20 protein-coding genes are annotated in these 17,448 nt (G+C 59.4%); 12 read left to right on the forward strand and 8 right to left on the reverse strand.

Annotated elements, in window-relative coordinates:
* Together B0H98_RS12830 and B0H98_RS12835 are read left to right on the forward strand one after the other, a co-directional pair.
* Nucleotides 1–189, forward strand: a 189-nt coding sequence (locus B0H98_RS12830) for an integrase core domain-containing protein (protein WP_146130253.1), incomplete at its 5' end; no start/stop codon positions are given.
* Between the two features lie 131 nt (nt 190–320).
* The gene (locus B0H98_RS12835; RefSeq protein ID WP_106375469.1) at nt 321–794 is read left to right on the forward strand and encodes a pyridoxamine 5'-phosphate oxidase family protein; all 474 of its coding nucleotides are present in this window, start codon (nt 321–323) and stop codon (nt 792–794) included.
* A gap of 77 nt (nt 795–871) precedes the next feature.
* On the opposite strand, the gene B0H98_RS12840 is transcribed toward B0H98_RS12835, so the two are convergent.
* A complete protein-coding gene (locus B0H98_RS12840) occupies nt 872–1,360 on the reverse strand; it encodes a TspO/MBR family protein (RefSeq protein ID WP_106375470.1) in 489 nt (162 codons plus the stop codon).
* Nucleotides 1,361–1,505: 145 nt separating this feature from the next.
* Here B0H98_RS12840 and B0H98_RS12845 point away from each other — a divergent pair, with 145 nt between their 5' ends.
* The 5 genes from B0H98_RS12845 (at nt 1,506) to katG (ending at nt 5,985) form a co-directional block, all read left to right on the forward strand.
* Nucleotides 1,506–1,727 (forward strand): VF530 family protein, encoded by a 222-nt coding sequence (locus B0H98_RS12845; RefSeq protein WP_106375471.1) that lies wholly within the window; start codon nt 1,506–1,508, stop codon nt 1,725–1,727.
* Between the two features lie 11 nt (nt 1,728–1,738).
* Complete coding sequence (locus tag B0H98_RS17360) at nt 1,739–1,873, forward strand: GFA family protein (RefSeq protein ID WP_479715055.1); 135 nt, start codon at nt 1,739–1,741, stop codon at nt 1,871–1,873.
* Between the two features lie 52 nt (nt 1,874–1,925).
* Nucleotides 1,926–2,363, forward strand: a complete 438-nt coding sequence (locus B0H98_RS12855) for an N-acetyltransferase (protein WP_106375472.1) — start codon at nt 1,926–1,928, stop codon at nt 2,361–2,363.
* An 89-nt stretch (nt 2,364–2,452) separates the two neighbouring features.
* Nucleotides 2,453–3,487 carry an alpha/beta fold hydrolase gene (locus tag B0H98_RS12860; protein ID WP_106375473.1) on the forward strand — a complete coding sequence of 345 codons (1,035 nt, stop codon included), beginning with the start codon at nt 2,453–2,455 and terminating at the stop codon, nt 3,485–3,487.
* 296 nt (nt 3,488–3,783) lie between these two features.
* Nucleotides 3,784–5,985: a catalase/peroxidase HPI gene (katG, locus tag B0H98_RS12865; RefSeq protein WP_106375474.1), complete on the forward strand. Its 2,202-nt coding sequence runs from the start codon at nt 3,784–3,786 to the stop codon at nt 5,983–5,985.
* 70 nt (nt 5,986–6,055) lie between these two features.
* Here the strand turns inward: katG and B0H98_RS12870 are convergent, their stop codons facing one another.
* The gene (locus B0H98_RS12870; protein ID WP_106375475.1) at nt 6,056–7,837 is read right to left on the reverse strand and encodes a DUF4153 domain-containing protein; all 1,782 of its coding nucleotides are present in this window, start codon (nt 7,835–7,837) and stop codon (nt 6,056–6,058) included.
* Between the two features lie 181 nt (nt 7,838–8,018).
* On the opposite strand from B0H98_RS12870, the gene B0H98_RS12875 reads away from it, so the two are divergent.
* Nucleotides 8,019–8,483: an acetyltransferase gene (locus B0H98_RS12875; protein ID WP_106375476.1), complete on the forward strand. Its 465-nt coding sequence runs from the start codon at nt 8,019–8,021 to the stop codon at nt 8,481–8,483.
* On the opposite strand, the gene B0H98_RS12880 is transcribed toward B0H98_RS12875, so the two are convergent.
* The 5 genes from B0H98_RS12880 to B0H98_RS12900 form a co-directional block, all read right to left on the reverse strand.
* Complete coding sequence (locus B0H98_RS12880) at nt 8,476–9,039, reverse strand: manganese efflux pump MntP (protein WP_106375477.1); 564 nt, start codon at nt 9,037–9,039, stop codon at nt 8,476–8,478. The genes B0H98_RS12875 and B0H98_RS12880 overlap by 8 nt on opposite strands.
* Before the next feature lie 228 nt (nt 9,040–9,267).
* Nucleotides 9,268–10,356, reverse strand: coding sequence for a molybdenum ABC transporter ATP-binding protein (gene modC / locus B0H98_RS12885; RefSeq protein ID WP_244183144.1), 1,089 nt, complete (start codon nt 10,354–10,356; stop codon nt 9,268–9,270).
* Between the two features lie 4 nt (nt 10,357–10,360).
* Nucleotides 10,361–11,059 (reverse strand): molybdate ABC transporter permease subunit, encoded by a 699-nt coding sequence (gene modB, locus B0H98_RS12890; RefSeq protein ID WP_106375479.1) that lies wholly within the window; start codon nt 11,057–11,059, stop codon nt 10,361–10,363.
* Nucleotides 11,056–11,868, reverse strand: coding sequence for a molybdate ABC transporter substrate-binding protein (gene modA, locus B0H98_RS12895; RefSeq protein ID WP_106375480.1), 813 nt, complete (start codon nt 11,866–11,868; stop codon nt 11,056–11,058). The genes modB and modA overlap by 4 nt, the downstream gene beginning before the upstream one ends.
* A 138-nt stretch (nt 11,869–12,006) precedes the next feature.
* Nucleotides 12,007–12,369, reverse strand: coding sequence for a winged helix-turn-helix domain-containing protein (locus tag B0H98_RS12900; protein WP_106375481.1), 363 nt, complete (start codon nt 12,367–12,369; stop codon nt 12,007–12,009).
* A gap of 184 nt (nt 12,370–12,553) precedes the next feature.
* Here B0H98_RS12900 and B0H98_RS12905 point away from each other — a divergent pair, with 184 nt between their 5' ends.
* Entirely contained in the window at nt 12,554–12,964 is a 411-nt protein-coding gene (locus tag B0H98_RS12905; protein ID WP_106375482.1) for a DUF1090 domain-containing protein, read from the forward strand.
* Nucleotides 12,965–13,043: 79 nt separating this feature from the next.
* Here the strand turns inward: B0H98_RS12905 and B0H98_RS12910 are convergent, their stop codons facing one another.
* Entirely contained in the window at nt 13,044–13,772 is a 729-nt protein-coding gene (locus B0H98_RS12910) for a CDP-alcohol phosphatidyltransferase family protein (RefSeq protein ID WP_106375483.1), read from the reverse strand.
* A gap of 306 nt (nt 13,773–14,078) precedes the next feature.
* On the opposite strand from B0H98_RS12910, the gene B0H98_RS12915 reads away from it, so the two are divergent.
* From B0H98_RS12915 to B0H98_RS12925, 3 genes are read left to right on the forward strand one after another with little or no spacing between them, the layout of a single operon-like run.
* On the forward strand, nt 14,079–15,068 hold the full coding sequence (locus B0H98_RS12915) for a zinc-dependent alcohol dehydrogenase (protein WP_106375484.1): 990 nt from the start codon (nt 14,079–14,081) through the stop codon (nt 15,066–15,068).
* 18 nt (nt 15,069–15,086) lie between these two features.
* Entirely contained in the window at nt 15,087–15,485 is a 399-nt protein-coding gene (locus B0H98_RS12920; protein ID WP_106375485.1) for a 6-pyruvoyl trahydropterin synthase family protein, read from the forward strand.
* Complete coding sequence (locus B0H98_RS12925; RefSeq protein ID WP_106375486.1) at nt 15,482–17,446, forward strand: glycosyltransferase; 1,965 nt, start codon at nt 15,482–15,484, stop codon at nt 17,444–17,446. Before B0H98_RS12920 ends, B0H98_RS12925 begins: the two co-directional genes overlap by 4 nt.
* The last annotated feature ends 2 nt before the right edge of the window (nt 17,447–17,448 follow it).

Below are 17,448 nucleotides of genomic sequence, written 5' to 3' on the forward strand. Positions count from 1 at the left end.
GAATGTCTGAATGAGCATTGGTTCACCAGCCTTCATCACGCCAAGGTTGTCATCGAAGCATGGCGCCGGGAGTACAACGAAGAAAGACCGAAGAAGAGTCTTGGCGGACTGACACCTTCAGCCTATGCCGAGCAACTGGTGTTAAAACACGATAAAGTAACTTCTGACTCTAAACCCGGCTGCTACTGAACATGGGGTGACGTCGCGTAATATTGTACTGTACAGACTGTCATACATTGATAAGTAGTGGGCAATGGCTTTTTTACTCACACAACTCTTTTAAGGTGATACGCTCGGTATACTTCGTTAGAGAAATTGCCATGACCAGAATGCTTACCCCAGACGTTCATAAAGCCGTAGAAAAAAGCGTGCTCTGTTGGCTTGCCACCTGTGATGAGCATGGCCAGCCGAACGTCTCGCCCAAGGAAATGTTTGCGGTGGCCGATGATGAGCATATTGTCGTGGCCAATATCGCCTCGCCGCAGTCGGCCAATAATATCCGGATCAATCCGCGGGTATGTCTGAGCTTCGTGGATGTGTTCGTTCAGAAGGGTTTCAAGGTCGTGGGCGAGAGCATTGAGGTTAAACGCTCGGCGCCCGAGTATTCACGCTGGGTGAAGCCGCTGGAAGCCATGGCGGGAGAGCGCTTCCCCATTCATAGTGTGTTCGTTGTGCGTGTGATTGAGGTTACACCCATCGTCGCGCCGAGCTATCGTCTTTATCCGTCTGAGACTACTGAAGAAGCACAGGTAGAATCTGCGCTTATTACCTACGGCGTTAGCCGGAAATCTTAAGAGTAAAGGGGGGCAAAGCTGGTATGAGCCATTATTTTATTCACTTATACCCAATAGCTGAGCCCCCCAAGCCGTCATCATCCAAACACCTGCGGATTCAACTGCCAGACGCTCCAAGTCAGCGCACAGGCCAGGCTCACCCAGGCCAAGTAAGGCACCAGCAACACCCCGGCCAACGCCTTCAGCCGCCAGAACATTACCAGCGTCACCAGTATCAATACCCACAGCGCCACTGTGCCGATGAATGAAATAGCGCCCAAATTCCAGACAAAGAACAGCCAGCTCCACAGCGCGTTCAGTGCCAGTTGCCCCACGAATACGGTTAACGCAGGCCGCGCACCGCGCTCGCGCCAGGCAAGCCAGGCGGCGATGCCCATCAGGCCATAAAGCGTTGTCCACATCGGCCCGAACAGCCAGGCCGGCGGCGCCCAGCTGGGCTGTTCGAGCGAGGCGTAAAAGTCGGCCGCGTTGATGGACGCCACGGCGCCGATGGCGGCAGCGATATAGGCCAGTACCAGCCAGCCGATGAGGCCCAGAATCTGTTTCTTGCGGGAGAGTGTACGCATGCGAGTGCCTGCCGAAGTTGATAAAAACTGTTTCAATGGTAATGCAGCGGCGCAGGCTCGGCCATGGGCGGCTTTCGTTAGCGCAAAAGGCTTCTCTGTTAAAATACGCGATTGGCCCTTTGGCATACACACCGGGAATGACTTGATGAACCCTACACAACCCAACAACCCCTTGCACGGTTTGACCCTTGAAACGATCGTGACCCGTCTGGTCGAGCATTACGGTTGGGGCGGCCTGTACGAAAAAATTCGTATCAACTGCTTTGATAATGACCCTTCCATCAAGTCATCGCTCAAGTTCCTGCGCAAGACGCCGTGGGCGCGAGATAAAGTGGAAGCGCTGTATATCGCTACGTTTAAGGATTGAGGACATTGACCATGACCGGTGAGTGCCTCTGCGGTGAGGTGAAGTTCGAGATTGATGGAAAACTTCCCAATCTCTATCAGTGCCACTGCTCGTTATGCCGCAAAACAACGGGCTCTACTGCCAATGCGGCCACCTTTGTCAGCTAGGCGGATTTTCGCTGGGTAAACAAGCGAACGTATTACCGTTAAGAAGGCTCGAATGATACGCCCATACCAACCCTCCGATATTGATTCGGTACTCTCTATCTGGCTTGCTGCTTCTATTCAGGCGCATGATTTTATCGACTCCGGCTTTTGGGAATCAAAGCTAGGAGATATGCGCCGCCATTATCTTCCGGCCTCTGAAAATCACGTGACGGAGGTGGCAGGCCAGGTAGCAGGGTTCTATAGCCTTTATGAAAACACGCTGGCGGCGATTTTCGTTCAGCCTGGCTATCAAGGCCAGGGGCTGGGCAGGGCGCTGCTTGATGATGCGAAAAACCGCCGGAAACATTTGCAGCTCACGGTGTATGCCAGGAATGCACCCAGCATTCATTTCTATCGCCAGCAGGGTTTTGTTACCGCCGGTGAGCAGATGGATGCGCATACGGGAGAGCCGGAGCTTCTAATGCAGTGGTCATGGGCGCCTTCCCGTTGATACTACGCTGGTTGCTCAGGGGGGTATGTCTGACAAATCCTGCCATACTCTTCCAGGTCACTGAATCCATGGAAGAGAGGAGCGACACAATGGTACGCCCACACTTTACCCGCACGTTTCTGACAAGCTGCATTGGCGCCGCACTTACGGTGGGCACTATCGGCAGCGCCAACGCTGACGAGGTGCCCACATTCGATGGCGAGCTTTCCGGCTTCGAATACGCCTACCCGGTCGAGCGCTTCGAGTTCAGCTCCCAGGGGCAGGATATGCAGATGGCCTACCTGGACGTTGCGCCTGACGAGGGCAGCGCCAATGGTCGCACGGTCGTACTGATGCACGGCAAGAACTTCTGCGCGGGCACCTGGGAAGGCACCATCGAGGTGCTGACGGGGGCAGGTTACCGCGTCATCGCGCCGGATCAGGTGGGCTTCTGCAAATCCACCAAGCCCGAACACTACCAGTTCAGCTTCCATCAACTGGCCGCCAATACCCATGCCCTTCTCGAAGCGCTGGGTGTGGATGAAGTGACCGCCATGGGGCACTCCATGGGCGGCATGCTGGCCACGCGTTTTGCCCTGATGTACCCGGAGCAGACCGAGCAGCTGGTCATGGTCAATCCGATTGGCCTGGAAGACTGGAAAGCGCTGGGCGTGCCTTATCAAAGCATCGATGATGCTTACCAGACCGAGCTTGAGAAAACCGCTGAGGGCATCCGCGCCTATCAGGAATCCACCTACTACGTGGATACCTGGGAGCCGGAGTACGACCGCTGGGTGGAAATGCTGGCGGGCATGTATGCCGGTGAAGATGGCGAATTGGTCGCCTGGAACCAGGCGCTGACCTCGGACATGGTCTTCACCCAGCCGGTGGTGCACGAATTTGGCGAGTTACAGATGCCTACGCTGCTGCTGATCGGTGAGAAGGACAATACCGCCATCGGCAAGGCGCAGGCACCGGAAGACGTGCAGAAAACCCTTGGCCATTACGATGTGCTGGGCGAGCAGGCCGCCGAAGCTATTCCTCAAGCCACCCTTATCGAGTTCCCGGAACTTGGGCACTCGCCGCAAATTCAGGCGCCAGAGCGTTTTCACGAAGAGCTGCTCAAGGGGCTTGAAGAGCAGTAACCCTTGAGCCAAGGACGGGCGGGCAAACCTGCCCGTCCTTATGGCTTTCTAAGCTGATCCTACCAAGCGCCATCCTGATGTCGGCTTACTTATCATTCATCACCTTGACGCCCCCGTTATTGAGTTCTTCACTGTAGGTGGATGGTTTCAAAGTTGAATCCTTCATTAACGTGACGGCTTATAAAGCCTTCAGCGCATTCTGTCGCGGCTCTGGCAGTGTTGGCGGTCTCTGGCACCTCCAGACCTATCGGCTTGAACGCCTGGGTAAGCCCCATCATCTAGTCGAGGAGAGTAACGTGTCCGATCCAACGCCTAAACGCCAGGAGTGGGGCGCCCGCACTACACCCCGCCTGCAGGGTAACGAGCACTGGTGGCCCGACCAGCTCAATCTCAACGTTCTGCACCAGAAACACCCCGACGCCAATCCCTTTGGTGAAGGTTTCCGCTACGGCGAGGCGTTTGCCAAGCTCGATGTGGATGAGCTCTGCGCCGATGTGGATGCGCTGATGACCGACTCCCAATCCTGGTGGCCGGCGGACTGGGGGCACTACGGCCCGTTTTTCATTCGCATGTCCTGGCACGCTGCGGGTACTTATCGGGCGATTGACGGCCGGGGCGGCGGCGGTACCGGCGCGCAGCGTTTTGCCCCGCTCAACAGCTGGCCGGACAACGGCAACCTGGACAAGGCGCGCCGCCTTTTATGGCCCATCAAGAAGAAGTACGGCGAGTCGCTCTCCTGGGCCGACCTGCTGGTATTTGCCGGCAACCGCGCGCTTGAGACCATGGGCTTCAAGACCTTCGGGTTCGGCTTTGGTCGCTCGGATATCTGGGCGCCGGAGGATGACATCTACTGGGGCCCGGAGGCCGAGTGGCTGGGTAACAAGGATGAGCGCTATACCGGCAGCTTCGATGAGGGCAACCGCCTGCTCGACAACCCGCTCGCTGCGGTGCAGATGGGCCTGATTTACGTCAACCCCGAAGGCCCCAACGGCGTGCCGGATGCGGCGAAGTCCGCCAAGGATGTGCGTGAAACCTTTGCCCGCATGGGCATGAACGATCGCGAAACCGTCGCACTCACCGTGGGCGGGCACACCTTCGGCAAGATGCACGGCAACGGCCCGGCGGATGCCGTGGGCGGCGCGCCGGAAGAGGCCAAACTTCACGAGCAGGGCGTAGGCTGGGCCAACAAGCACGAAACCGGCCTTGGCGAATACACCATCACGTCAGGGCTTGAAGGCGCCTGGACACCCACGCCCACCAAGTGGGACAACACCTACCTGGAAACCATCTTCTCCCACGAGTGGGAGGTCAAGAAATCCCCGGCCGGTGCCAACCAGTGGCAGCCTGTTGAGGTGAAGGATGGGTTCTGGGTGCCCGATGCCCACGTGGAAGGGCGCAAGAATCCGCCGGTGATGACCGCCGCTGATATGGCAATGATCGTTGATCCGGACTATCTCGAGATATCCAAGGAGTACCGCGAGAACCCGGACGTACTCGCTGACGAGTTCGCCCGCGCCTGGTACAAGCTGCTGCACCGCGACATGGGCCCCAGCGCGCGCTACCTTGGCCCGCAGGTGCCCGCCGAAATGCTCGTTTGGCAGGATCCGGTACCCAAGCACCAAGGGCCTCTGGTGTCGGACGAGCAAGTCGCCACGTTGAAACGCCAGATCGCCGATTCGGGACTGAGCGCCAAGCAGCTCGTCGGCACTGCCTGGGCCTCGGCATGCACCTACCGCCAGACAGACCACCGCGGCGGCGCCAACGGGGCGCGCATTCGTCTTGAGCCGCAAACCGGCTGGGACATCAACGTACGCTCCGGCGTGCCGCAGGTGCTCGAGCAGCTTGAGCGTATCAAGAACAGCGCAGATACCAACATCTCCCTGGCGGACCTGATCGTTCTAGCGGGCAGCGTGGGTGTGGAAATGGCCGCGAAAAACGCCGGGCACGCGCTCACGGTGCCGTTCACCCCAGGGCGTACCGACGCGTCCCAGGAAATGACCGAGATAAGCACCCAGGCGTATCTCGAACCCCGCCACGATGCGTTTCGTAACTACATGCAGGCGCAGTCTACCTCCATCCCCGCCGAGCATCTGATGATTGACCGGGCGTTCATGCTGAACCTGAGCGCCCCGCAGATGGCGGCATTGGTGGGCGGCCTGCGGGTCATCGGCGCCAACGCCGGTGATGACAATACCGATGGCGTCTTCACCGACCGCCCAGGCCAATTGACCAACGACTTCTTCGTCAACCTCGTCGATATGGGCACCGTCTGGGAGCCGGTGGACGAGAACGAAGAGCGCTTCGTGGGCCGCGACCGCAACAGTGGAGAAACCAAATGGACCGCCACGCGGGTGGATCTGGTCTACGGTTCGAACTCGCAGCTGCGCGCCATTGCCGAGGAGTTCGCGGCCAACGGCGGCGAGCGTCATATGCTCGACAAGTTCGTCTCCGGCTGGGTCAAGGTCATGGAGAACGACCGGTTCGACTTGCATCGCTGAGGAGTAAAAAAAGTAGATTGAGTGATGATCAAGCGCGGTAGGGCTTACCCCCGCCGCGCTTTTTTGTACCTTATTTTCGAATCGACAGCCGTTGCCGCACGCTTTCAAGCGTAGGCTGCAAACTGTATAGGCAGTTGCCGCCCTGGTAGACGTTTACCACCTCTGGAAGGCGCTGAAGATCTTCCGGCAGCTGAACGGTTTGGCACGCCAGGTCATGCTGGGCTTGAGTGCCGCCCAGCGGGCTCAGGGTACCGATGTGTTGCCAGTCGCCTTCAAGCACGGCGTAAGCTTGCCCGGCGGTGTTATAGGGCTCATAAATCAACCATTGAAACGCTGCCTCACCGCTTGGCTGTACGGCCTGGCAGGGCTCCACCTGGCTCAGGCAGGTAGATGTTTGTCCCGCCAGCAGGGTAAGCAGCGCCTCTGGAAGAACGGCGTTTTCCGAGCGCACGTTAAACTGCTGAGCCACTTCCCCCAGGTCATCGGCATCCACCAGCGGCTCCGGACTCCAGCGCTCGGCCTGGCGGAGCGAAAGCGTAATACGCCGAGAAAGTGCAGGATGGGCCTCGGCAAATTCGCTGTCTTCCAGCGCCTGCAATGCCAGCACCCCCGGCTGGCCGAGTTGAAAGCGCAGATAGTTCACATCGAACGTATCCACTGCTGTGCGGCCTTCCATCAGCCGTTTGATCTGATGCTGGGCCACCCAGTGGCGCATATCGACAAGTGGGGTGTTCACCAGCATTAGCGCCCCGGCCACCAGCAGGGCCAGAAGGATATTGGCGCGCTGAAGGCTTTGCAGCGCAGACCCTCGCCGCCATAGCAACAGCAGGCTATAGCTCAAGGTAAACGCCGCGGTAAGCGCTTGCAGCAGGGCGGCCCAGAGCCTGTCCAGGCTTAGCCCGTACTGATCGATACGCAGCCACAGCGCCCAGGCGGCCAGCACGCTGCCCACCGGCAACAGCGCCACGGCCAGGAGGATGAGCCGACCAAGCCAGGCTGGATAAGGCGCCGGGGCGTGCGGCTCATGAAACACGACGTTGAAGAACAGCAGCAGGGTCAGCATCAGCGTCATCAGAATGGAGGACGCTCTGCCTGTATCCCACACCGGCTGCAGGCCGGTGAAGGGCAGCACGGCGAAGAACAGCACAATGATCAGGGCCACCAGCGGCAGCAGCGCCTTGATAAGCGCCTCGCCCATCTGACGCACGCTCTGAATCAGGCGGTAGCGGCTGCGGATCATTACCAGCGCCAGCCCGACCACAAGCCCGGTTACGGGGTACACAAAAGCGGGCTTGCCAAACAGCGTGTCGAATACGCTCAGGCCGATGGCGGCAAACAGCGCCGCCCCCAGCCATAAAAGGCTCCAGAACACGCCCATGAACAGCCCCAGCAGTAACAGCGTCAGGGCAAGCTCCCAGGCAAGGCTGAGCAAAGGCAGGTAGCGTGTCGGCCAGCCTTTACATGCAGCACTGCTTCGAAAAAACAGCGCCAGAATGAAGAGCGCCACCGCCAGGGCCGCCCCGAAGGAGAAGGTGAATGAGTGCTGCTCCCACGGCTCCAACGCCTGCTCCGCCCAACCGAGGTGCCAGCCCATCCAGAAAAGCAGCGGCGCCAGCAGCAGCGCAAGCGCGTTGAGCCGATCACGCAGTTGCACCATGCCGAGTAGATAAAACGCCGGCAGGGCGAGCGCAACCGTGTAAAGCGCCTTGAGCCAGCGCGGATCCGCGGCCAGCCAATGCTCGTGCTCGATCGCCAGGTGAAGTATCAGCAGCGCAAGGCCTTGGATTACCGCAAGGGCGATCAGGCCCAGACGGGTGGTCTTGTCCAGCGTGGTGGTGCGGTGATCATTCATGGTGGGGCTTCACAGATGGTGGCGGAAGGGGCCATACGGCGAGACCGTGTATGTTTATAATAACCAGCAGAAGCGATACGTATGATGCAGCGTTTCTGATCAAGAAGCTCACCTTCAGTTCCGCGGTCGTCCAGGGCACACGTACTTGCCGTTGAGTGATTAATCCCGAATCGAGTGAATGATGCAGATAGAGAGAGCCGCTAAAACCGACTACACCGCGCTAATTTTGCTTTGGGAAGCCTCCGTGCGCGCCACCCACGACTTTCTGGCCGAAGAGGATCTCTTAATGCTCAAACCGCTTATCTTCGAGCAGTTCTTCGATGCCATGACGCTGCACGTGGCGCGCGACGCCAGCGGCGAGATCAAAGGCTTCAGCGGGGTAGATGATGGCAAGCTCGAAATGTTGTTTATCGACCCATCTGTACGTGGCCAGGGTTTTGGCACGGCGCTGGTCGATCACGCCGTTGACGTTCAGGGCGTACGCAAGGTCGATGTGAACGAGCAAAACGCACAAGCGTTCGGGTTTTATCGGCGCCAGGGCTTCACAGTAATAGGGCGCTCACCGGTGGACGGGCTTGGCAAGCCGTATCCGCTTTTGCATATGGCGCTTTCCTTGATCGATGGACCTGAAGACCACCTCAACTAAAAACGCCCGTGTGCTCCGCCAGTACCGCGCAGCCGATACCGATCAACATCACGCCGCCGATCAGCTCGGCCCAGTGGCCGACGAACTTGCCCAGCTTGTGGCCCAGCAGTGTACCGATCGAGGCCATCAGGGTGGTCGCAAGGCCGATGGCGAGGCTGGTGGCGATGATATCCGCATCGATAAAGGCCAGGCTTGCCCCTACAGCCATGGCATCGATACTGGTGGCGGTAGCGGTGAGTACCAGTAGCCAGAGTGTCTGCTTGCGGTGCTCTATCTTCTCCTCTTTTTTAAGCCCGGCAACCACCATGTGCAGGCCAATGACACAAAGCAGTGTGAAGGCCACCCAGTGATCCCAAGCTTGAACAAAGTGCTGTGAAGCCACACCTGCGACCCAGCCAATCAGCGGAGTAATCGCTTCGATCACACCAAATATCAGGCCAATTCCCACTGCATGGCGAAATTGTGGTCGGCTTAATTCCGCCCCTTTACTGATCGAGGCCGCAAACGCGTCGGCGGACATGGAAAATGCGAGAAAAACCAAGGCAAAAGGTGTCATGGATAAGCATTCTCTTGCGGGGTAAATAGTACTGTCTGATGAAAGATTAAAGCCATCTTCAATGGCGTGAAATCCTATCACGCTTTATACGATTTAAACGCTAAGTCATTAAAAATAAAGTTTATTTCTGACAAGTAATATAGCCTTGGCTAACAATGTCAGCAGTGGGTTATTTCTATAGATAGTTGAAACAAGATGCCGAATATTAGCTAAGCGTGTAAATCAAAACTAATGGGCGTTAAACGAGACGCTGCGAATGAGCGCGGTGACGGTCATGCCTTTTGATAGCCCCATGTCATCCCAGGATTTACGCGTCAGCCGGGCGCGCAGGAACAGCGTGCCGATGCGTAGGCGCAGTTCAACGGTATGCGGGGTTTCGGGTAGAACGGTGGTATCAGTGATGGTGGCGATGAGCTGGTTGCGGTAGCTGGTGCCTGCGGGCGGAGTAAGCGCCAGCGCGATATCGCGGGCCAGAATACGCAGGCGCAGGCGGCTGCCAATTGGCGCGGCGGTGCCGGGTAGCGTCAGTTGGTGGTCGTCATCCAGCGCCAGTATGGTAAGGCCGTAGGCCTGATCGTGCGCAACGACCTCACCTTCGAGAAGCGAAGCGGCATCAAAGCCGCCCAGCCCATGGGTCAGATCAAAACGGTGCAGCAGGGTGCTGAGCGCATCGCTCGCCTCGACGCGGCCAGCTTTCAGCACCACCAGGTGATCGGCAATGGCGGTGATCTCTTCGGCATCATGGCTGACGTAAACCACCGGGATATCCACCTGCTGGGTGAGCCGTGTGATATAGCGCAGAAGTTCTTCCTTGCGCGGGCCGTCAAGCCCGGTGAGTGGCTCATCCATCAGCAGGAGCTGCGGCTCGCTCAACAGCGCCCGGCCAATGGCGACTCGCCGGGCCTCGCCGCCGGAAAGCGTACCCGGCATACGCGCCAGCAGCGCTTCGATCCCCAGCAGCTCGACGATTTCGGCAAGCCGCTCGGGCGCTGGGTGGGGCATGCCGTAGGTCAGGTTGCCGCGGACGCAGTAGTGTGGAAACAGTCGGGCTTCTTGAAATACCACGCCGATACGCCGCTGATGCGGAGGCGTGAAAATACTCCGCTCGGTGTCCAGCAACACCTGCTCGCCCAGTTGGATATAGCCTTTTTGTGGTCGGTCCAGCCCGGCAATTACGCGCAACAGGCTAGTCTTGCCGCTGCCCGAGGCGCCAAACACGCCGCTTACGCCGTTACCGGGCAAATCGAGTGCGGCTGAGAGCTTGAAATCCCCCTGGGATTGCTCGACATCAAGCGTCAGGCGTGGGTTTGTGGTCATGATGTCAGCCATCGCGTTCCTGCAAGCGTTGTCGGGTGCGCCGCGCCAGCCACTCGGAGGCAATCAATGAAGCCAGGGCGATCACAATGGCGATCAGGCACAGGCGCGCTGCGGCGGATTCCTGGCCCGGTGATTGAATCAGGGTATAGAGCGCCAGCGGCAGGGTGCGCGTTTCGCCGGGAATGTTGGAGGCAAAAGTGATGGTAGCGCCAAATTCTGAAAGCGCCCGGGCGAACGCCAGCACGGTGCCGGTTAAAAGTCCGGGCACTGCCAGCGGTAGAGTGATGGTGGTAAACACCCGCCAGCGGCTGGCGCCCAGCGTGCTGGCAGCGGCTTCAAGCTTGGGGTCCACCGCTTCAAGCGATAGCCTGAGTGCACGCACCAGCAGCGGAAACGCCATCACGCCGCTGGCCACCGCAGCCCCTTGCCAGGTAAACGGCAGCGACAGCCCGAATGTGGTGTAAAGCCACTGGCCAATCGCCCCCTGCCTGCCCAAGGCCACCAGCAGCAAGTAGCCCACCACTACCGGCGGCAGCACCAGCGGTAGGTGAATCAACCCATCAAGCACCGCCTTGCCGCGGAACTCATGCCTAGCCAGCAGCCAGGCAACGCCGATACCCAAGGGCAGAATCCACGCCACTGCGGCCAGCCCGATCAGCAGGCTCAGGCGAATGGCTTCCCACTCGGCGGGCGAAAGGCTCACGGGGTCTTGTTTTCCAGGGCTTTGTTTTCCATGGCTGTGTCATCCGGAGTAAAGCCGTAGCGGGTGAATATCTCCAAGGCGTCTTCACTGGCAAGCCACGCCTTGAGCGCCACCGCCGCTTCATTGTGTTCGGCGTCGATCAGGGCAATCGGGTAGGTGATGGGGGCGTGACTGTCGGCCGGGAACAGGCCCAGTATGCGCACGGCATCGCTTGCCAGCGCATCGGTTTGATACACCACGCCCACCGGCGTTTCCTGGCGCTCGACCAGCGTGAGGGCGGCGCGGACGTCGCCTCCGCGGGCAAGCCGTGGCGCGAGCGCATTCCATTCACCCAAGGCTTCAAGCGCCTGCTGGGTATAGATGCCTGCGGGTACGTGGTCCGGGTCGCCGACCGACAGGCGCTCCCGGTCTTGGAGCAGAGAAATCACGGGCAATTCGCCGCCGGGAGTAAAGCGTTCCGGCAGCGTGTCACGCGCAGATACAAGCGCCAGGCGGTTGTGCAGCAGGTTGCGGCGCTGTTGAACGCTTACACCTTGATTCTCAAGCCAGTCCATCCAGGCGACGTTGGCCGAGAGAAAAAGATCGGCGGGGCTGCCGTTGGCAATCTGGCGGGCAAGCGTGGACGAGGAGGCGTACACAGGGGTTACCTGCACGTCGTGCTCGGCCTGGTAAACGCTGATGGCCTCATTCAGCGCATCGGTGAGCGACGCGGCGGCTGCAATGTGAAGGCGTTCCGTCGCCTGGGCAGGGCCCGATAGCAATACAAAAGCGGCGGCCAGTATAGCGCCGTGAATCACGTGGCTGGTCATCGTTATTCCGCTATTTCCATTTGGATATAACGGAGACTACACAAAAGCACGGGGCCACTCAATGTAAATGACGTAGCCTCCGTGTGACAAAAGGTCCGAAAGATGGGTCCGTCAACAGCGTGAGCTATCAGGGCGAGCTCAGCGAGTGTCCATCAGGGCAAGCAGCGCCTGGGCATCGGCGGAGTGTTCAGGGCTAAGCTGCTTTTCCAGAGCGCGATAATGGGCAAGTACCTGTTGGCCCAGCTCGGTCAAATGAGCGCCCCCGCGCTCGTTGCCGCCAGAGCTTGTGGACACTAAAGGCGATGGGAAGTGATTGTTCATGGTCTCGATCAGGTGCCAGGCTTTTTTATAGCTCATCTTCAGCGAGCGGCCCGCTGCTGAAATGGAGCCAGTCTGGTTGATCCTTTCCAGCAGGTCGGCCTTGCCAGGGCCGATCACCACATCGCGATTCAGCGCCAGGCGCAGCTGAAACGTGGGCGTTGTGTGAAGGGTGCGTGTCATTGTCTGTCCTGGGATAACCGTTTCGGGAAGTGTAACAGCCGCGCTACCTTCAGGGCCTGCCTGTAGAGAATCTTATGCCTATCAAACAGAAATAAAGAACCGTTTCGCTTGAAAGCGCTCTAAGCGTGATCAAACCAGAGATCTTTAGTGGATCAAGAAAAATCTAGCCTGAGAGGTAAAGGGAATGCGTCATCGCCTTACGAAAATGGGAACCATGGCCCTGCTGGCGGGTGTTTTACTACCGCTAACGGCCAGTGCAAATGAAGTCTTGTGCGAAAGCAAGGCAGCCGAGATCCAGGAGCAACTTGAGCATGCCCAGGCCCAGAATAACCAGCATCGGGTAGAGGGTCTCGAGCGCGCGCTGAATGCCATCGAAAACGACTGCACCAATGAGCGCGTGCTCAACGACGCCACCGATGAAGTAAAAGAGAGTCTACAGGAGGTTCAGGAGCGTCAGGCGGAGTTTGAACAGGCCTTGAGCGATGGCGACGAAGACGATATTCGCAAGCGCCGCGTCAAACTGGAAGAGGCAACGCTGGAGCTTGAAGAGGACACCGAGGCGCTGAACGCGCTGCAGGGGCAGCTGGGTAATTAAGCCTTGAACCGATACCAGGCGCCGCGGTTCAGCGGCGCCTGACGTGTTACCCATAGCCCATGAAGATAATGAACCCCGCCTAGCGCCGATACTGCCGGTACAGCCACCAGCTATCCATTCCAAACGAGTAGGCGAGTGATATCAGGGCGCTGAGAGCCAGCAGGCTTGCCAAATAGGGGTGGGTCAGCGGCGTCAGGGCCAGCAGCAGCGCGGAAACCTGCCATACGCATACGAGCTTACGCCGAAAGCTTGCATACAGCGGCTTCGAGAGCCAGCTTAAATACCAGCCCGCCGCCACGAACAGATAGCGCATCACGCCGATCAGCAGCACCCACAGGCCTAACGACTCAAGCCGTATCAGGCCAATGCACAAAAGCAGTATCAATAGGGCATCGAGTTCCATATCGAAGCGAGCGCCGAAGGTGCTGAAGCTTTGCGTGCGCCTGGCTACCCAGCCATCAACGCCGTCCAGCAGCAGGGCCACCGTGGCTACCACCAGCCAGAGCCAGATTGCCTGGGTAAAGGTATCGTAGGCCAGCGCTCCGGCTACCAGGGCAATCAGTACCGCGCGAAACAGGGTAATACGGTTTGCCCAGCCAAGCGGCCCCTGCGCCCAGAACGCCAGCACAAACAGGCTGATCAACCCGTAGGCTGCGTAAGCCAGCCACCAGTTGGCGGCTTGGGTCATCAGTTTGGAGAGTAGGCTGCCCAATCCCAGCAGCAGCAAGGCGCCTAGAAAAAGCTCACCGGTACTGTAAATGCGGTTAGGAAGCGAGTGAGTGGGGCTTGCGGTAAACAATCGACGCATGGTGTCTCGCAAAGCGGTCGCGCTGCCCGCCGTGAATTAATTAGTGCAAATGTTTTTATATGTACCATTTTTGTACATGAAGCCTGGTTAGTCCATTTTATTCCCTAGATCATTGATGCGGCTGGAAAGTCATCAAACATGTTTAAACGCTTTTGAATGAAATTGGCCGCCTGCATTCATCGACCTATGGCGTTTCTGCGCTACGCTATAAGAAACGCCATAAAAGATGCATGGACGAGCTGAGGGGTCTGGTTTGTCAGGAATACCCAGTTCATTGGATGAAAGCATTAATAATAGGGAAATGCCATGTCGGCGACTGATACCGCCACCGCCTTTTGGGTAGTTCGCCCAGGCGCTGGTGAGCTTAAAAGCGAACCGCTAACCGCCGTTGGCAAGGAAGACGTTCTAATTCGTGCGCTGTACAGCGGCATTAGCCGCGGTACGGAGTCGCTGGTATTCAACGCGCGCGTGCCGGAAAGCGAATTCGAGCGCATGCAGGCGCCGTTTCAGGCTGGCCAGTTTCCTGCGCCGGTAAAGTACGGTTACTGCAATGTCGGCCGAGTAGAGCAGGGGCCTGACCACCTGCTGGCTAAGACCGTTTTCTGCCTGTTTCCCCACCAGGACCGCTACGTGGTACCGGCGGCCATGGTGCTGCCCGTACCCGATAATGTGCCCGCTGCGCGCGCCGTGCTGGCCGCTAATATGGAAACCGCGATCAACGGCGTGTGGGATGCCGAGCCGATGCTGGGCGAGCGTGTCACGATTATCGGCGCAGGCGTCGTCGGCTGTCTGGTGGCTTATCTCTGTTCCCAGGTGGCCGGTGTCGAAGCCACGCTTGTGGATATCAACCCGGAGCGCCAGGCAATCGCCGAGCACCTGGGGATTACCTTCTGTACCCCGGATCAAGCGCCTGATGATCAGGACTGCGTCATCCATGCCAGCGGCCACCCCGAAGGCCTGCGTCAGGCGCTAAGCCAAGTAGGCAGCGAAGGCCGCGTCATTGAAATGAGCTGGTTTGGCGAAGGCGACGTCAGCCTGCCGCTGGGCGGCGCTTTCCACTCACAGCGCCTTAGCCTGCGGGCGAGCCAGGTAGGCCAGTTGCCTGCCAAGCTGCGCCCGCGCTGGGATTACGCGCGTCGCTTGGCCCTGGCGCTGCGCCTGCTGGCCGACAGCCGCCTGGACGCCTTGATCAATAGCGAAAGCGATTTTGCTGCACTGCCCGAGCTTGCCCCAACGCTTTTTGCCGCGGGCAGCCCGGTGCTGTGTCACCGCCTCAATTACCCTACTTCCGATTAATCAACGCCAGGAGCGTCTATGTACCGTTTATGTGTTCGTGACCACTTCATGATTGCCCATAGCTTCAAAGGGGAGATATTCGGCCCTGCACAGCGCACCCACGGCGCTACCTATGTGGTGGACGTTATCTTCCAGCGCCCGGAGCTTGACGAGGACGGCCTGGTGATCGATATCGGCCTTGCCAGCGAAACGCTCAAGGAAGTGCTCTCGCACCTGAACTACCGCAACCTGGATGACGAAGACGAGTTTGCGGGCAAGAACACTTCTACAGAATTCATGGCCGGCGTCATTTTTGGCCGACTGGCCGATGCCATCGGCGAGGGCACCATGGGCAAGACCGCCCAGGGGATTACTCGGATGGAGGTCAAACTCCACGAATCGCATATTGCCTGGGCAAGCTATGAAGGCGATCTATGAGTGAGCCGCTGACGCTGATCGTCGCCGGCGAGCTTGACCAGCGCACCGGCGGGTATATCTACGATGCGCGCATGGTGGAAGCGCTACGCCGCCAGGGGCATGCCGTTGAGGTGGTCAGCCTTGCAGGCTGCTTTCCGGCGGCGGATACCGAGGCTTACGAGCAGCTGGCGAGCGCGCTGGAGGCGCTACCCGACGCCTCGCATGTCATCATCGATGGCTTGGCCATGGGCGCGTTGCCGGAAGTGATTGCCGAACACGCCGAGCGCCTGGAGATAACGGCATTGGTTCATCATCCGCTGGGTGATGAACAGGGGCTGAGCGAAGCCGAGCAGCAGCAGTTTCATGAAAGCGAGCTGACGGCACTGGCCGCGGTTTCACGCATTATCGTGACCAGCCGGTTTACCCAGCGCCGTTTGCAGGCATTGGTCAGTGAATACGCCATGCCTTTCAGGGCTTGCGTGAACGTGGTCGAGCCGGGTGTGGAAGCGGCGCCAGCAAGCGATGCGCCGGGGCCCAATGAGCCGATTCGCCTGTTGTGCGTGGCCACCCTGGTGCCGCGCAAGGGGCAGGATCTTCTGGTGCGTGCGCTCGCGGGTGTGACCGCCGATGCCTGGCAGTGCGACTGCTACGGAAGTTCCCGGGATGCGGCATATGCAGACCGGGTCCGGCAGCTTGTCGAGGCGAGCGGTCTTGAGGCGAACATCACGCTGCACGGCGAGTGCGACGAGGCCACCCTGATACAGGCCTATCAGCAGGCCCACGCGCTGGTGCTGCCTTCCTGGTACGAAGGTTATGGCATGGTAGTCACCGAGGCGCTGGCCCACGGCCTTCCGGTGATCACCACCACTGGGGGGGCGCTTGATGAAACCCTGCCGGAGGGGGCGGGCCTCAAAGTAGCCCCGGGGGATGTGGCGGCCCTGGAGCAGGCAATCAGGCGTTTTTGCACGGATGCCGAATTGCGCGCCGAGCTGCGGGCCGGGGCACTTGCCAGACGCGAGACGCTGAACGACTGGCAGGCCGCCGGAGCGGCCTTTGCCGCCGCATTGACGCAGCCGCCTGCTGAACCGGAAGCGCTCTACAGTGCAGGCAGCCAGTTCGCGGCGGACTGGCTGAGCCTGCGCGAAGCGGTGGATTTCAGTTTTCGCAGCAAGGAGTTGCCGCGCGAGGCCGCCAAGTGGTTGAACGCCCGAACCCCCGCGCCAACGCTCGTTGATCTGGGCGCGGGCAGAGGCAGCAATATGCGCTTTCTGGCTCCTTTGCTGCCCATGCCCCAGCACTGGACCTTGATCGATCACGATGCTGAGCTGTTGGCACAGGCCAGCGCAAGCATCGATGCACCGGCCCACAAGATGATAACGGTGGAAACCCTGCAGGCCTCGCTGGATTCCTTGAACCATGCGGCTCTGCAAACCGCCGATCTGGTCAGCGCTTCGGCGCTGCTCGATCTGGTCTCGCAGCATTGGATAGACATGCTGGTAGATCATTGCGTGAATCATCAGCAGGCGCTGCTGATGGCGCTGAGCGTCACCGGCGAGTGGGGCTTTACCGATACTCAGGGCGAACCGTTGATCGATGACGAAGATCACTGGCTGCTGGCGCTGTTTATTGCGCACCAGCGGCGTGACAAGGGATTGGGCGATGCTCTGGGCGGCGACGCCCATAATGCCCTGGTAGCGGCGCTGGAAGGGGCGGGTTACCGCGTTGAACAGGCCAGCACGCCTTGGCAACTGGGCGCCGGTAACCAGGATCACCAGCCCTTGATGCAGGCGTTGATCGAGGGCTGGGCCGAAGCGGCCACCGAGCAGGCCCCGGAGGCCGCCTCGCGGATTGCCGAATGGCGCGAACGGCGCGCGCGCGCGATTGCCGAAGGCGAAGTGGGTATCTGGGTGGGCCACGCGGATCTGCTGGCGCTGCCCGGCGACGATTCAGCGCCTGCCGATACGCGAACGGGTGAGGTTTAAGC

Origin of the sequence: Vreelandella songnenensis, assembly GCF_003002925.1 — a bacterium.
In the GTDB taxonomy this organism is placed as follows: Bacteria; Pseudomonadota; Gammaproteobacteria; order Pseudomonadales; family Halomonadaceae; genus Vreelandella; species Vreelandella songnenensis.

What these genes read in the sequence shown, in the direction of transcription:
- B0H98_RS12835 (WP_106375469.1), top strand. Translation starts at nt 321, where the DNA reads ATGACCAGAATGCTTACCCCAGACGTTCATAAAGCCGTAGAAAAAAGC.
- B0H98_RS12840 (WP_106375470.1), bottom strand. Translation starts at nt 1,360, where the DNA reads ATGCGTACACTCTCCCGCAAGAAACAGATTCTGGGCCTCATCGGCTGG.
- B0H98_RS12845 (WP_106375471.1), top strand. Translation starts at nt 1,506, where the DNA reads ATGAACCCTACACAACCCAACAACCCCTTGCACGGTTTGACCCTTGAA.
- B0H98_RS17360 (WP_479715055.1), top strand. Translation starts at nt 1,739, where the DNA reads ATGACCGGTGAGTGCCTCTGCGGTGAGGTGAAGTTCGAGATTGATGGA.
- B0H98_RS12855 (WP_106375472.1), top strand. Translation starts at nt 1,926, where the DNA reads ATGATACGCCCATACCAACCCTCCGATATTGATTCGGTACTCTCTATC.
- B0H98_RS12860 (WP_106375473.1), top strand. Translation starts at nt 2,453, where the DNA reads ATGGTACGCCCACACTTTACCCGCACGTTTCTGACAAGCTGCATTGGC.
- B0H98_RS12870 (WP_106375475.1), bottom strand. Translation starts at nt 7,837, where the DNA reads ATGAATGATCACCGCACCACCACGCTGGACAAGACCACCCGTCTGGGC.
- B0H98_RS12875 (WP_106375476.1), top strand. Translation starts at nt 8,019, where the DNA reads ATGCAGATAGAGAGAGCCGCTAAAACCGACTACACCGCGCTAATTTTG.
- B0H98_RS12880 (WP_106375477.1), bottom strand. Translation starts at nt 9,039, where the DNA reads ATGACACCTTTTGCCTTGGTTTTTCTCGCATTTTCCATGTCCGCCGAC.
- modC (WP_244183144.1), bottom strand. Translation starts at nt 10,356, where the DNA reads ATGACCACAAACCCACGCCTGACGCTTGATGTCGAGCAATCCCAGGGG.
- modA (WP_106375480.1), bottom strand. Translation starts at nt 11,868, where the DNA reads ATGACCAGCCACGTGATTCACGGCGCTATACTGGCCGCCGCTTTTGTA.
- B0H98_RS12900 (WP_106375481.1), bottom strand. Translation starts at nt 12,369, where the DNA reads ATGACACGCACCCTTCACACAACGCCCACGTTTCAGCTGCGCCTGGCG.
- B0H98_RS12905 (WP_106375482.1), top strand. Translation starts at nt 12,554, where the DNA reads ATGCGTCATCGCCTTACGAAAATGGGAACCATGGCCCTGCTGGCGGGT.
- B0H98_RS12910 (WP_106375483.1), bottom strand. Translation starts at nt 13,772, where the DNA reads ATGCGTCGATTGTTTACCGCAAGCCCCACTCACTCGCTTCCTAACCGC.
- B0H98_RS12915 (WP_106375484.1), top strand. Translation starts at nt 14,079, where the DNA reads ATGTCGGCGACTGATACCGCCACCGCCTTTTGGGTAGTTCGCCCAGGC.
- B0H98_RS12920 (WP_106375485.1), top strand. Translation starts at nt 15,087, where the DNA reads ATGTACCGTTTATGTGTTCGTGACCACTTCATGATTGCCCATAGCTTC.
- B0H98_RS12925 (WP_106375486.1), top strand. Translation starts at nt 15,482, where the DNA reads ATGAGTGAGCCGCTGACGCTGATCGTCGCCGGCGAGCTTGACCAGCGC.